This is a genomic window from Rhodococcus koreensis (assembly GCF_017068375.1).
Lineage (GTDB): Bacteria > Actinomycetota > Actinomycetes > Mycobacteriales > Mycobacteriaceae > Rhodococcus_F > Rhodococcus_F koreensis.
The window spans coordinates 4,550,559-4,564,449 of record NZ_CP070609.1 but is presented as its reverse complement, the minus strand read 5'-3'; the positions used below and the strand labels follow the sequence as shown (position 1 = coordinate 4,564,449).

Genomic DNA, 13,891 nt, shown 5'->3' with positions numbered 1-13,891 from the left:
GCTGTTACTGCACGGCCGAAACCTCGGGGAGTGAGGGCAGCGGCCGGGATGCGACGTCCCGTGCCTCGTCCGGGGCGACGCCGACCATGCACAGCATCGCCTGGGCGAAGACTTCGTCGGTGCGGTCCTGTGCCGGCGCTGACACCACGTGATGGAGGGTCGACAGCAGAGCGCCGAATACGCTCGCCGTGGCTATCTCGACATCGGGAATCGTGAAGCTTCCGCTGTCCACGCCCTTGCGCAGGTCGCGGGCGGCCCGGGGGCCGAGGATGTCGATCAGCTTGGGGTGGGCCACGCCGAGGCGCACCACGAACCACCCCCACAGGGGACTGATCGCATGGCGCACGAGGTGCCGCACACCGACGAGGAAACACCTCGGCGGCGCCGGGCAGCCTCGGCGACCGCTCCTGGGCGCGAGCGCGTTTCGACATCGTCCTGGCGCCTGCGGGCGTCTGACGTCCGATCCCGGATCAGCGGACCGCGTTGCCGAGGTCGACCGTGCTCACGTCGACCTCCAGCGGGATGATGTCGCTGCGCACCCAGGTTTCGTAGACGTCGTACCGGACACCTTCGGGCGTCCAGGACGTGGAGCGGATGCACAACATGGGTTCGTTCTCGTCGATCGCCAGCGCCTCGGCGATCTCCGGCGTCGGCCTGGCGGCGCGGATGATGCGGTTGGCGCCGCCCAGGCTGAATCCCGCGTTCGTCAGCAGTGTCGTCAGCGACGCCTCGCCGGCGAGCACGTCGGTCGCGGACGCCAGGACCGGAGTCAGGATCGGCGGGCTGTAATTGGTACTGAACAGTGCGGGCGTGCCGTCGAGGGAGCGAACCCGCACCAACTCGAAACCCACTGTCTCGCTCGGCAGATTCAGCGCCTGGCAGACGTGGTCGGGAAACGTGGCAGTTCCCGAGCGCAGCACCCGGGTGCTCACCGACCGGTTCTGGTGGCCCATCGCATTCTCGAGGAAGCCTTCCTTGCCCTGGATGACCCAACCGGTGCCGTCCTTGGGGGCGCTGGCGAACACTCCGCGGTTCGGGATTCGCTGAGCGACCCCGCGAGATTCCAGGAACTGCAGAGCCTGACGGACGGTGGCCCGCGACAGTTCGAACTGGACGGAAAGCTCGTTCTCGCTGGGCAGCTTGGCTCCGCGGGCGATGGCCCCCGACGAGATCCGACCCTCCAGCACGGACGCCAGCTGCTGGTAGTACGGCACAACCGACTGCCGATCGATCGAACCCTCGGTACTCGTAGTCACGGAGCGGCTCCTTTCGGCTCTCTGATGTCTCGATCGTAGGTGTTGAACGGCCAGGCGTTGTCCACGACCTTGCCCCTTGTCCATTTGCGACCCACCCAATAGAGTGCAGATTGTACGTACGATACGTATAATCTTATTCGACAGGATCAAGGGCCTCGAAACCCCCTCCGCACCGTTCGCCGCCTGGGCCGACACCGACGTCACCGGATTCATGATGACCCCCGGACAGGTCAAACAAAACCGAAAAATTCTTCGCCGAACACCCCCACCTGAGCCGCGTACTCACCATCGACACCTACTACGACGTCACCACCCTCGACGGCGGCGGCTCCCACGAACTGATCACCACCGTCGAAGAAGCCGTCCGCATGGGCGTCGACGCCGTCAAAATGCTCTTCCCCTGGAACATCTCCCGCAGCGAACGCGCCACCATGTGCGCCCGCGTCGGCAAGATCGTCACCGCCTGCGACGCCTGGGACATCCCCCTCGTCCTCGAACCGGTCATCATGGGCGCGCCCCGCACCGACGACGTCGTCATCCAAGAAGAAAAGGTCGCCCGCATCGCCTACGACCTCGGCGCCCACATCATCAAGATCGCCTTCCCCGGCGAGGAACGCACCGCCCGCCTCGTCGACGAACTCCGCGTCCCCCTCGTCATCGCCGGCGGACCACTGGCCGGCGACGTCAACGACACCGTCGACGCCATCGGCCAGACCCTGCGCGCCGGCGCCCGCGGAATCATCGTCGGCCGCAACATCTGGCAACGCGAACGCAGCGAAGGCGAACGCGTGCTCAAGGAGATCGGCACCCTGACCCGGGGCGTCAGCTTCACGTCCTGAGCGGGTGAACGGCAGCGGCGGACGCGTCGGCGAGCATGCCCGGCTCGCCGTCGCCGCCGGCCATATGTCTTGACAAATAGGGATACTAGAACGTACTAGTTGTGTACGACGTCTCCCGACAGGAAGTGCACAGCGATGAAAATCGGACTACTCACCGACTCGGTCAGCCATCTGCCCTTCGACGCTGCACTGGACCTGGCGCGCACGCACGGACTGTCGTCCGTCGAGGTCGCCACGGGAAACTGGTCGGAGAGTCCGCATGCCGATCTACCCGCCCTCGTGTCGTCCGACGGGGCGAGGGAGGAGTTCCTCGGCAAGATCACGTCCCGCGGTCTGACCCTCAGTGCTCTCACCGCCAACGGCAACCAACTCCACCCCGTCACTGGGGAGCGGCAGGCCGAAGTCGTCCGCGACACCGTCACGGTGGCCAGTGCGCTCGGAGTCCCGACGGTGGTCCTCATGTCGGGATTGCCGGGCGCCGAAGGTGACTCGTCGCCCAACTGGATCACCACGTCCTGGCCGCCGGAGAACTTGGACATCCTCGCCTACCAGTGGCAGGAGGTGGCAATTCCGTACTGGAAGGAACTCGCCGCCTTCGCGCGCGACGCGAACGTGCGTCTTGCCGTCGAAGCCTGTGGCGCCCAACTCGTCCACAACGTGTCGACTCTGCACCGGCTGATCGACAGCGCCGGGGCCGACGTCGTCGGCGCCAATCTCGACCCCTCGCACCTCATGTGGATGGGCGCAGACATCCCCGCCGTCATCCGATCCCTCGGCGAGTCCATCTTCCACGTCCACGCCAAGGACATCCGGATCAACCGGTGGAACGCCGACAACGACGGACTGCTCGACACCGTTCCGATCACCACCCCGCACGACCGCGCATGGAACTACGTCACCCTCGGCCTGGGACATCCGGACGGGCAGCAGTTCTGGGCCGACTTCGTCTACAACCTCCGGTCCGTCGGCTACGACGGCACGCTCAACATCGAGCACGAGGACGCGCTCGTCAGTTCGATCGAGGGCGTCGGCCGGGCGGCCGACTTGCTGAACCGGGTGGTGCTCACCGAAACCCCCGACTGGACACCGGCCCGCGTGTAGGTGGACAACCGTATAGACGGACCGCGTGTTCGCCAGGTAACCCTTACTCTATGAGCGACAACGGCGCGGACAGTCGACCCGCACAGGTTCGGGCGCCGTGGGAAACCGGGACACCTAGGAGCGCGACCATGCCGCCGGCACCGTTCGACCCCATCACCGCGATCTACACGCCGGCGCACGCCTGGATGTACGAGACCATCGTGGCACCGGCCGTCTACCGCTCACGCCGCGTCATCGACGAGTACTTCCTGCCGCATCTCCCCCCGAACGCCCGCATTCTGGACGTCGGATCGGGTGGGGCGCTGTTCACCAAGTACATCGCCGACCAGCGCCCCGACGTGCACATTCTGGGTCTCGATCTGTCGCAGGCGCAGATCAAGCGCGCCACCAAACGCATGCGCAGCTACGGCGACCGGGTGCGCTTCGATGTGGGCGACGCCACGAAACTGGAGTTCGCCGATCAGACGTTCGACGGCGTGATCAGCTACGGCTCCATCAAACACTGGTCGTCGCGCGAGGCCGGGCTTGCCGAGTGCGTGCGCGTCCTGAAGCCGGGCGGACCGCTGCTGATCACGGATGCGGACCGCAGCACGAGTTTCGAGGACGCCGAGAAGTTCGTCGAGGCCTACAAGGCGCCGCGCATTCTCGGTGCGGTCAACCTCGCGATCTTCCACACCTGGATTGCCGGGCGCTCGATCAGTCTCGACGAGGCGCGTGACCTCGCGGACCGGATCGAGCTCGACGACGCGACCGTAGCGCGCATCACCGACATGCCGCTCGTCATGATTTCCGGTCGCCGGCCTGCGTGAACGTCACGGCCGGTCGCCTGCCCGGGCCGGCAGTGACGCGATTCCGCTGACGAATGCGGAGAGCAGCAGCTCCGGCTCGCCCACCGCGTGGAGTCCGGGGTGGGCGGCGAACAGTTCCTCGAGCATGACCCGCAGTTCCAGCTTTGCGAGGTTCACGCCCAGGCAGTGGTGGATGTCTTTCGCACCGAAACCGAGCTGCTTGCCCGCGTTCGGGCGGGTGATGTCGAACCGGTCCGGATCGTAGAAGACGCGCTCGTCGTGGTTCGCGGACAGGTACCACATGACGACCTTGTCCCCGGCCGCGATGTGGGCCCCGCCGATCTCGGTGTCGACGGTCGCGGTGCGCCGCATGTAGGGCACCGGGGACGCGAAACGGATCACCTCGTCGATCGTGTTGTCGATGCGGCCGGGGAAATCGGCGAGCAGCAGTTCCTTCTGGCCGGGGTGCCCGCTGAGCAGGTGCAGCGCCCACGCCAGCGCTTGCCGGGTGGTCTCGTAACCCGCCGTGATCAGCAGGATGACGAACGACCCGAACTCCGTCGGCGTGAGGGTCTCCCCGTCGACCGTCGTCGACACCAGGCGGGACGTCAGGTCGTCGCCGGGGTCCGCCTTGCGTTTCTCGCCCAGTTCGAGGGCGTACCCGTAGATCTGACCGAGACCCGCCGCACCGCCGGGGGCGGTGACGAACTCCTGATCCCCACCCCCGGAAATGACGTCGGCGGCCGCCGCCAGGATCATCGGCCGGTCGCGCTCCGGGATCCCGAGCAGCTCGCAGATCACCTGCACCGGCAACCGGGTCGCGACCTCGGGGACGAAGTCGAACACCGTATCTCGGGGCAGGTCGGCGGCGATCTGCGCGGCGTAACCGCGCACCCTCTCGGCGATGCCCCGCACCGACGCGGCGGTGAACGCCGATTGCACGATCCCCCGCAGATGCTGGTGCCGGGGGTTGTCCATCGCGATCATCGACATGGCGAACTCGAGGATCTCGACAGGGACGTCGTCGATGGTGAAGCCCTTGGCCGAGGAGAAGACCTCCGGGTTCCGGCTCACCGCCACCACGTCGTCGTAGCCGACGACCGACCAGAAACCCGGACCGTCCGTTTCGGTGTGGAACTCGATAGGCGACCGCTGACGAAGCCCCTCGAACAGGGCGCGACGATCCGCGAAGCTGCGGTCCCAGAACACGCGTGTGGCAGGCGAGATGATTCTTTCGGACGCAGAACCCGTCACCGGTCCCCCTCGGTCGGTCGAACAGTCACTGCGACCCTACTGGGCGACCAGCGGTTGCGCAGGTGAGGAATCACCGCAGGTCAACGGCTATCATAGAGTCGGCCTGCGGTGCGCCGGAGATGAACGGGGAGGACTACCTGTGACGTTGAGGCTTCGACTCGGCGACCTGCGGGAGATGCGCGATCATCCGTTGGGGACGACCGAAGCAGGGTTCCGGGCCGGCTTGACCCAGCAGGAGGCCTTCACCAGAGGTCGGGGCCCCTTTTCCGGCGACGCCGGGAGCGTCTTCTCCGAACATGAACTGTTCGTCACCGCGCCCGACGACGAGGTGCTGGCGGTCGCGACGATCACCGGGGTCCGCGAGTACGACGGCGAGTTGCTCGTCGACGGCGACCTGGTCGTCGACCACGAGCGGGTGGGGACGCGGCTGCTGATCCGGACCCCCGCCGAGAACGTGTTCTCCTGCGCCGACGAGGAATCGGCGTGGGCAGGCTCGGTCGAACGAGCACGGTGGATCTACGTGCGGGCGCTGGTCGAGGTCGCAACCGTCAAGACGGCCTCCTACGACCGTCGGCTCGCGGGCGCGGATCCTGCTGCCGACCCCGCAACGACCCTCGCCACCGCCGACGAGACGATGCAGGTGGTGCCCCGGTACGTGATGATCCACCGCAGCGGGAAGCTACGACTCGGCGGCCCGTACGCCGACGTCGCGGACTGGGACGGGCACGTGGAACCCTGGTCCGACTACGGATACGTCGACTGCCTGCGCCTCGACGACGTCCTGGGCACCAGCGGCGACCTCGACATCGACGCTCTTCGGCCACTCACCTCGCGGGCGGCCGCCGCGGAACTCCTCGAGTCGCTGGGATGGGACAAGGTCATCCGCCGATTCGTCGAGGCCCGCTGACCGTTGCGGTGACCGCCGGGCGCGCAGAATCCGACGCAGACGGCTTGGTCTGTTCGGCCGCGATCCAGGTCTGATCGGTGGCATTGTAGGTGTGGGCTGTTTTCTCATCGCATGATCCGTTACCACTCGACGGGAGTTCACGCATGGCCACGCACCTCCACCTCGGACACATCTTCCACATCGCAGGCGCGCCGAAAGTGACCGAAGCCGCGGCCGCCTTGGTTTCGATACCCGACGGCGCCCTGGTGCTGGACGACGATGGGCGAATCGTGTTTTGCGGTGACCGCGCCGAGCTCCCGTTCGAATACGAGTCCGGCACCGTGTACGACCACCGGCCCGGGTTTCTGCTGCCCGGATTCGTCGACACCCACGTCCATTTCCCTCAGACGTACGCCGGCGACTCCTACGGCGGCGGGCAACTTCTGGAGTGGCTGACCCTGTGCATGTTCCCGTCGGAGGCGAAGTTCGCCGACCCGGAGTTCGCGCAGCAGGCGGCCGTCGAGTTCACCAACCGGCGCATCTCGGCGGGCACGACCGCCGCCATGGTGTTCGGTTCGGCGTTTCCGCACGCCCAGGACGCGTTGTTCACCGAGACGCAGAAGGCCGGCCTGCGCATCGTGAGTGGCCGCGGAATTCAAACCGTCGGTGACGAAACCGCCCAGCCGTTGATGACGTCCGAAGAGGACGCCATCCGGCTCACCCGCGAGGAGATCGACAAGTGGCACGGCGCCGACACCGGCGACGTCGACACCGCACTGCTGCACGTGGCGATCATCCCGCGGTTCTCGCTGTCGGTGACGACGGAGACCTTGAAAAATCTCGGGGAACTCTACGACGAGGTGCGCGACCGCGGGGTGTACGTGCACTCGCATCTCAACGAGAACAACCGTCCCGGCACCGGCGAGGTCGACTCGACCAAGGAGACGTACCAGGTGAACTCGTACCTGGACACCTACGACGGGAAGTTCCTGCCCGGCTCGGCGGTCGGCGGAAAGAGCCTGCTCGGCAGGCGCACGATCCTCGCGCACTGCGTGCACTGCCAGGACGTCGAGCTCGAGCGGATGGCCGAGACCGGTACGTCGGTCTCACACTGTCCGATCTCACAGCTGTTCCTGGGATCCGGAACGATGCCGTGGAAGCGCACGGTCGCGTCGGGTGTCACCATCTCCGTGGGAACCGATTTCGGCGGCGGCGACGAATGGCTGATTCCGCGGGTGCTCGGCGACGCGTTCAAGGTGCACATCACCGAGCCCGGTGACGACGGGGTGTCGATGCATCCCGCCGAGATGCTGTTCGTCGGCACCCTCGGCGGCGCCCGGGCACTGGACATGGAGAACCGGTTCGGCAACTTCGACCTCGGGAAGGAAGCCGACTTCGTCGTCGTCGGCCCGGCGGGCACACCCGCACTCGACGGGTTGCTGCGCAACGCCTTTCGGTCCGCCGACCCCGAACTCGCCCGCGATCAGACCCTGTTCGCGCTGCTGATGGGGATCCGCGAGACGTCCATCACCGAGGTGTACGTCGCGGGTAAACGCGCCAAGTCGTCCTGAACCGACGGTGGTGGCCGGCCTTGCGGGTCGGCCACCACCGCGTCGCCTCAGCTGGGGTTCACCGACGAATGATGGTTGGCGATCAGCCACTTTCCGTCTTCGTACCGGTACACCCACGTGACCCTCGCTGCCACGTCCTGGCCGTTGGCGTTGATCACCCAGCGGCCCACGTTGTAGGCCAGGTCGCAGTCCGAATACTTGTAGCTTTCTTCCATCCGGGCCGTGGGATCGGCCTTGATCAGATTGACGAAATACTCCGTTATCTCCTCCGGGGTGTCGGCGATGGGCACCGATAGAGTCGGCAGCAGTATCGCGTCCGGCCGGTACAGCGCGGCCACCCGGCTCGCGTCGCCGGAGACCAGTGCATCGTTCCAACTCGTGAAAAGCGCATCCAGCTCACTGTCACTCGCGCGGACACAACTGTCCTCGCTGTCGGAGGAAGTATCCGACGAACACGAAACCACCGAAATCGTCAACGCGAGAATCGCAATGCCTATGCCGAACGGTTTGGCATTCATACCAACCTCCGCGGAGAAGGGGCGCGTACGGGAACGACCCGCCAACCGATCAAGCGTAACCCCGCGACCACACGGCGCGGATCGGATCAGCGCACCCCGACCCACGCACCCGATGCGACCGATGCCGTGATGGCGTCGAGGGTTTCGGCCGCGGCGACGGCGTCGGCGATCGTTGCGCCCTGGGGCTTTCCGTCGACGATCGACGTGATGAAGTTGTTTCCCTCGATGACCTTGAGGTCGTCGTAGCTCATCGAGGACGCGGAACCCGGCTGGAAGCGGGCGTATGCCCCGGCGTCGGGTCCCACCCAGACCGTCGTGACCGGCTGGTCCTGGTACCTGCTGCCGAGACTCGTGCCGAGTTCGTTCATCCGGCGGAAGTCCCAGTACACCGCACCTTTCGTGCCGTGGATCTCGAACCCGTAGTTGTTCTGCTCGCCGACGGCCACGCGGCTGGCGTCCAGTGTCACCCGTCCGCCCGATGCCAAACGGACCAGCGCGCTGACGAAGTCGTCGTTCTCCACCGCTCCCAACTTGCCGCCGGTGGCGCGCGCATGCCCGCTGGTGGCCCCCCTCGGGACGGCGCGCTGCGGGATGAAGACGGCAGTGTCGGCCACCACGGCGTCGATGTCCCCGAGCAGGTACCGGACCAGGTCGACGCCGTGCGAGGCGAGATCGCCCAGCACGCCCGACCCACCGCGCGCGTTCTCGTAACGCCAGCTCAGCGCGCCGTCCGGATGTGCGGCGTAGTCGCTGAGGAAACGGAACCGTGAATGTGTGATGGTGCCCAGTTCGCCCGAGGCGATGAGATCGTGTGCCATCGCGACGGCAGGTGCGTGCCGGTAGTTGAACCCGACGGTCGACTGGACGCCGGCCTTCTCGACGGCGGCAGCAACAGCCTTCGCGTCCTCGGACGAGAGCCCGACCGGCTTCTCGATCCAGATGTGTTTGCCCGCCTCGGCCATCGCGACGCCGATCTCGCGGTGCAGGAAGTTGGGTGCGGTGATGCTGACCGCGTCGATGTTCTCGTCGGCGGCGATGTCGCGCCAATCCGTCAACGCTGCGCCGAACCCGAACTGGGCGGCTGCTTCCTCGGCGCGACCGGGTACCTCGTCGGCGACGGCGCCCAGCCGGATCGTCGGGGCTTCCGGGAAGTGGTGGCGCTGCCGCAGATACGCGTTCGTGTGCACTCGGCCCATCCAGCCGAATCCGGCCACTGCAACTGCGATCTCGGTGGGGTGGGCGTTGGTCAAGGTCGACTCCGGAACTACTCGGCGCGGCGGGTGTCTCTACGACAGTGCTGTGCGCCGGCAGCGAAGTCAACCGTTTGTGCGGACAAAGTAGCTCTCGAGGGGAATTTGATGGGTTTCCGCTCGGCGCAGGGCGGGGACCGCCGGCCCCCGGACCAGCGTTCCCCTCGCCTTCCTCGACGGCTATGCGTCCGCGCGTCGCACCAGCGTCGGGACGCCGGCATCGACCCGAATCACACACTGATCGAGCGACTCGAACATCTCCTCCCCTGACGCTCCGGAGACGGAGACTTCATGCAACACTTGCCCTTCCGAGGCGAGAAGCGAGACCTGGGGTGCAACGTCCTCACCCGAGTCCGGGATCGAGTCCGCCCCCGCGGTCCGCATGACGGCGGCCAGAATGCTGCCGCTGTCGTCCGCCAGGACCTGCACGTGGGACACCTTCGGTGATTCCTGTGTCGTCATGCGAGTACGCCTCCTTCGAGATGGAACCAGATGCCCGAATTCGAGCTGTTATGAATGCCGAGCGCGTACCACTGCCTGCTGGGGCCGCCGAATACCGGTTCGTTGGCGGTGCCCTGCCACTGCGTCACCAGGACCTTCGTGCCGCCACCACCCTGACTGGCATCGAGTTTCGGCGTCGCCAACTGCGGCCCCTTCCAGATGTCCCCGAACGAGAAGGAGAATTGATTCGCCTGACCAGCGGCGAGAAAAAGCCCCTGCGGCGTTGTCGACCAAGCCATTTCAGTGTCCTTTCGTCGATTCGCGAATGCGATACAGGACCGACCGTACGGCGACCTGCGCCGGTTGGACCGAGTAGTCGACTACGCGAATCTCGCGCCGGACGCGGCGTTCGGTGCGGACACGATGCCGGCGAGGCTGAAGGGGGGCCAGGACGGCTCTCACGTCGCCGCAGGAGATCGTGTTCGTGTTCGTACATGGCCCGCGCTCCGGCCGCGAGGTAGTCCTCTGGCCCTCACGGCTGGACCAGCGCAGCGATCCGGTCAAACCATGGTGAACGCGGGGTTCGTCGTGCTTGGCTGGATGCACGAGACCCGATGAGGAGCCAAGGTCATGAACGAGCCGTTCACTGGTGATCCCGCGCTCGACGAAGTGGGATCCGCCGCGGTGGCCTCGCCGCCCCGCCCTGCCGGGGTAGGGACGCGATGACCTGGGCGATACCGGCGATCGCCGCGATGCTGCTCGCCTTCGCCGCGATCTCCCGGAAAGTTGCGGGTACCCCGCTCACCGCGCCGATCGCCTTCACGGTGGGTGGACTCGCGCTGGGTGCGGAAGGGGTGGGCCTGATCGAGGTGGACGTCACGGGCGAGATCATCAAATTGCTCGCCGAGGTGACGCTCGCGCTCGTGCTCTTCACCGACGCGTCGAACGTCGACCTCACCGCGCTCCGTCCCGAGATCGCGCTCCCGGCACGACTTCTCGGATTCGGACTGCCGCTGACGATCGCCGCGGGCTTCGGCGCCGCGGTGCTCGTGTTCGACGATTTCGGCTGGCCGGAGGCGTTGCTGCTGGCGGTGATCCTGGCGCCGACCGACGCGGCGCTCGGACAGGCGGTCGTGACGCTGCCCTCTCTACCGACGCGGGTGCGGCAAGGCCTCAACGTCGAGAGCGGACTCAACGACGGCATCTGCGTGCCACTGTTCCTGATCGTCCTCGCGATCGCCCGCGCCGAATCGGGGGCGATCGGCGGTGGCTCGGCCGCGATCCTGGTCGCCGAGCAGATCGGCTACGGCATCCTCGCCGGCTTGGGCGCCGGAGCGGTCGCGGCAGCAATCGTGGTCGTCGCCGGCCGGCGCGATGCGATCGACCCGCTGTGGATCCAGATCGTCCCGGTCGCCGCCGCCGTGCTCGCGTACACGATCGCCGTTCCGCTCGGCGGGTCGGGTTTCATCGCGGCGTTCGTCGGTGGCCTCGCCTTCGGTGCCATTCGGCGGCGGGCGGGGGGCGAGCTCTCGCACATGATCGAGGAGTCCGGCGATCTCTTCAACGCGGTGACCTTCATCGTCTTCGGTGCGGTGCTGCTCGGCCCCGCGCTCGGTCACCTGTCGTGGCAGGTGCTCGTCTACGCGGCGCTCAGCCTCACCGTCGTGCGGATGGTGCCGGTGGCGCTCTCCCTCGTCGGCCTGCACGCACGGGGGCCGACCATCGCCTTTCTCGGCTGGTTCGGCCCGCGCGGGCTCGCCACCATCGTCTTCGTGGTCCTGATCGTCGAGGAGTCGGGCGAACTCCCGCACGAAAACCTGCTGCTGACGACCGCGCTGGTCACCATCGGCGTCTCGGTCCTCGCCCACGGACTCACCGCCGCGCCGCTCGCCGATCGTTACGCGGCCTGGTTCCGGGGGCATCCCCGGCCGGAGACCCTCCACATCGAAGCGTCCGGGGAGAGGCCGGGCGATGTCCGTCCTCGCGTGGACGACGGCGGCTAGCAACAGCGGAACCATCCGGTGGGCAAAATGAAGAGGGCCGCCGGCACCTTCTCCAGTGTCAGCGGCCCCTCATCCGCTCCGGGAACGCCACGCAATGCAGCTCAGCGACGGGTTGCCCGCCAGCGCGACGATCATTACACTGAACGAATAGTTCACTTTACCGAACGCAATGGTGAGCCGAGTCCAAGTGACGGTTGCCAGATCGAGGTGTGGGTATGCCCGGACCCGAGGGGCAATCGGTGAACGACAGGTGCGCCGCCATCGGTGAACAGATCGTGATGCGGCGAACCCAACGCGGAATGTCCGCAGCTGAGCTCGCACGCCGCGCAGGGATCAGCAAAGCGACCTTGTCGGGACTCGAATCAGGTACGGGGAACCCGACGATCACTACCCTGGATTCGCTTGCGGTGGCACTCAGAATTCCGCTCACGGACCTCATTTCCGGCGATCGAGACCCTGGGCCACTCCATCTGCGAGGAACCGGCGTCGAGTCGGGCGAGGTGAAGCGTGAACTTCTCCGCAGGATCAGCGGCGGGCATTCGGTCGAAATATGGCGGATGCGACTACCCGCGAACCACTCCAGCACAGGCCTCCCTCACGCAGACGGCACAGTCGAGCAGCTCTTTATCTCGTCTGGGCACCTTCGTGCAGGACCCGTGGACAACCCCACCGCGCTGGGACCGGGCGACTTACTCGCCTTTGCCGGCGACGCGCCGCACGTGTACGTCACGTCGAACGAGCCAGTTGACTTGACCGTGACATTCATTGTTCCAGTATCGAATTGAAAGGTCATCCATGACCTCGGCCGCCACACCCCTGCAGGGATACCTCAGTGACAACGCTGCAGGCGCGTCCCCCCAGATCCTCGCCGCGATGACGGCAGCAGCGGAGGGCCTGGCCGCGCCGTACGGCAATGACGAGCTTTCGCAGTCGGTGCGGACGAAGTTCGCCGACGTCTTCGACCATCACGTCGACGTATTCCCGGTCGGCACCGGTTCGGCGGCGAACGGACTCGCGTTGTCCGCTCTGACGCCTCCGTGGGGCGCAGTCCTGTCCCACCCGGACGCTCACATCAACAACGACGAGGCAGGCGCACCGGAGTTTTTCACGAATGGTGCGAGATCAATCCTGGTGGACGGCCCGGATTCCAAGATCGACGCGGACTTGTTCCGCGCAGCAGTGGGCCGGAGGAGAGGAGATGTCCATAGCGTGCAGCCCTCCGTCGTCAGCCTCACGCAGGCAACCGAGTCCGGCAGCGCATACAGTCTGGACGAACTCGCGGAACTGTCGTCGATCGCGCACGAAGCGGGTCTTCGTGTCCACATGGACGGTGCCCGTTTCGCCAACGCCTTGATCGCCATCGGGGCGACCCCGGCCGAAATGAGTTGGAAGGCAGGAGTGGACATCCTGTCGTTCGGTGCCACGAAGAACGGCGCGATGACCGCGGACGCCGTGATCTCGTTCGACGGCCGGCTGGCTACCGAACTGCAATACCGCCACAAGCGTGCAGGTCAACTCACTTCCAAAATGCGCTTCCAGACAGCGCAACTCGGCGCCTACCTCGACGACGACCTCTGGCTGAACAATGCACGCCACGCGAACGACATGGCGACGAGACTGCGCGACGGCCTCGCAGGCCTCCCCGGCGTGAAGATCCTGAGCAAGAGCGGCGCCAACATTCTGTTCTGCCACTTCCCCGATCACCTGTCGGCTGATCTCAGGGCTCAGGGGTACGCCTTCTACGGCGACCGCTGGGAGCCGGGAGTCGTTCGGTTCGTGACGTCTTTCGCCCATCACTCATCGGACATCGACACGCTTGTGTCTTCGGTCACCGAACTTACGCGCGGGTACCGATCTGTGCTGTAGGGCGAGAGCAACGATAGACCGCCTCAGCGCGACAACGCCTTTGGTGGCCACGAGACCTCTGTGGCCGCCATCGGATCTGCCTTCGTCGATGCGCTGAGCCATGCGATCTCAGCTGCGG

The 13,891-nt window shown here is 66.3% G+C and carries 14 protein-coding genes and 1 pseudogene; 8 read left to right on the top strand and 7 right to left on the bottom strand.

All coding sequences use genetic code 11. The features are described from left to right. Positions 1 to 4: 4 nt before the first annotated feature. Both JWS14_RS20875 and JWS14_RS20870 read right to left on the bottom strand, forming a co-directional pair. Positions 5 to 364 (bottom strand): annotated as a pseudogene (locus JWS14_RS20875) (TetR/AcrR family transcriptional regulator); the annotation flags it as partial. Positions 365 to 470: 106 nt separating this feature from the next. Continuing rightward, positions 471 to 1,256, bottom strand: coding sequence for a GntR family transcriptional regulator (locus JWS14_RS20870; protein ID WP_206014247.1), 786 nt, complete (start codon positions 1,254 to 1,256; stop codon positions 471 to 473). A 269-nt stretch (positions 1,257 to 1,525) separates the two neighbouring features. On the opposite strand from JWS14_RS20870, the gene JWS14_RS20865 reads away from it, so the two are divergent. From JWS14_RS20865 to JWS14_RS20855, 3 genes are all read left to right on the top strand, one after another. Beyond that, entirely contained in the window at positions 1,526 to 2,095 is a 570-nt protein-coding gene (locus tag JWS14_RS20865) for a class I fructose-bisphosphate aldolase (protein WP_338051551.1), read from the top strand. A 135-nt stretch (positions 2,096 to 2,230) separates the two neighbouring features. After that, positions 2,231 to 3,196, top strand: a complete 966-nt coding sequence (locus JWS14_RS20860; RefSeq protein WP_206014243.1) for a sugar phosphate isomerase/epimerase family protein — start codon at positions 2,231 to 2,233, stop codon at positions 3,194 to 3,196. A 128-nt stretch (positions 3,197 to 3,324) separates the two neighbouring features. Further along, positions 3,325 to 4,005, top strand: coding sequence for a class I SAM-dependent methyltransferase (locus JWS14_RS20855; RefSeq protein ID WP_206014241.1), 681 nt, complete (start codon positions 3,325 to 3,327; stop codon positions 4,003 to 4,005). 3 nt (positions 4,006 to 4,008) lie between these two features. Here JWS14_RS20855 and JWS14_RS20850 read toward each other — a convergent pair whose 3' ends face one another. Next, complete coding sequence (locus JWS14_RS20850; RefSeq protein WP_206014239.1) at positions 4,009 to 5,238, bottom strand: cytochrome P450; 1,230 nt, start codon at positions 5,236 to 5,238, stop codon at positions 4,009 to 4,011. Between the two features lie 139 nt (positions 5,239 to 5,377). Between JWS14_RS20850 and JWS14_RS20845 the strand changes: the two genes are divergently transcribed. Together JWS14_RS20845 and JWS14_RS20840 are read left to right on the top strand one after the other, a co-directional pair. Next, positions 5,378 to 6,145 carry a hypothetical protein gene (locus tag JWS14_RS20845; RefSeq protein WP_143051423.1) on the top strand — a complete coding sequence of 256 codons (768 nt, stop codon included), beginning with the start codon at positions 5,378 to 5,380 and terminating at the stop codon, positions 6,143 to 6,145. 143 nt (positions 6,146 to 6,288) lie between these two features. Continuing rightward, positions 6,289 to 7,695: an amidohydrolase family protein gene (locus JWS14_RS20840; protein ID WP_206014238.1), complete on the top strand. Its 1,407-nt coding sequence runs from the start codon at positions 6,289 to 6,291 to the stop codon at positions 7,693 to 7,695. Between the two features lie 47 nt (positions 7,696 to 7,742). Here JWS14_RS20840 and JWS14_RS20835 read toward each other — a convergent pair whose 3' ends face one another. From JWS14_RS20835 to JWS14_RS20820, 4 genes are all read right to left on the bottom strand, one after another. Continuing rightward, positions 7,743 to 8,213, bottom strand: a complete 471-nt coding sequence (locus tag JWS14_RS20835) for an SgcJ/EcaC family oxidoreductase (protein ID WP_095865578.1) — start codon at positions 8,211 to 8,213, stop codon at positions 7,743 to 7,745. An 86-nt stretch (positions 8,214 to 8,299) separates the two neighbouring features. After that, positions 8,300 to 9,463, bottom strand: coding sequence for a Gfo/Idh/MocA family protein (locus JWS14_RS20830; protein WP_206014236.1), 1,164 nt, complete (start codon positions 9,461 to 9,463; stop codon positions 8,300 to 8,302). Positions 9,464 to 9,643: 180 nt separating this feature from the next. Then, positions 9,644 to 9,925, bottom strand: coding sequence for a hypothetical protein (locus JWS14_RS20825; RefSeq protein WP_072943639.1), 282 nt, complete (start codon positions 9,923 to 9,925; stop codon positions 9,644 to 9,646). After that, the gene (locus JWS14_RS20820; protein ID WP_072943640.1) at positions 9,922 to 10,203 is read right to left on the bottom strand and encodes a hypothetical protein; all 282 of its coding nucleotides are present in this window, start codon (positions 10,201 to 10,203) and stop codon (positions 9,922 to 9,924) included. Before JWS14_RS20820 ends, JWS14_RS20825 begins: the two co-directional genes overlap by 4 nt. Before the next feature lie 423 nt (positions 10,204 to 10,626). Between JWS14_RS20820 and JWS14_RS20815 the strand changes: the two genes are divergently transcribed. The 3 genes from JWS14_RS20815 (at position 10,627) to JWS14_RS20805 (ending at position 13,773) form a co-directional block, all read left to right on the top strand. Then, positions 10,627 to 11,907 carry a cation:proton antiporter gene (locus JWS14_RS20815; RefSeq protein WP_072943641.1) on the top strand — a complete coding sequence of 427 codons (1,281 nt, stop codon included), beginning with the start codon at positions 10,627 to 10,629 and terminating at the stop codon, positions 11,905 to 11,907. Positions 11,908 to 12,122: 215 nt separating this feature from the next. After that, positions 12,123 to 12,692 (top strand): XRE family transcriptional regulator, encoded by a 570-nt coding sequence (locus tag JWS14_RS51775; RefSeq protein WP_072943643.1) that lies wholly within the window; start codon positions 12,123 to 12,125, stop codon positions 12,690 to 12,692. Between the two features lie 10 nt (positions 12,693 to 12,702). After that, complete coding sequence (locus JWS14_RS20805; RefSeq protein ID WP_072943644.1) at positions 12,703 to 13,773, top strand: threonine aldolase family protein; 1,071 nt, start codon at positions 12,703 to 12,705, stop codon at positions 13,771 to 13,773. Positions 13,774 to 13,891 lie beyond the last annotated feature (118 nt).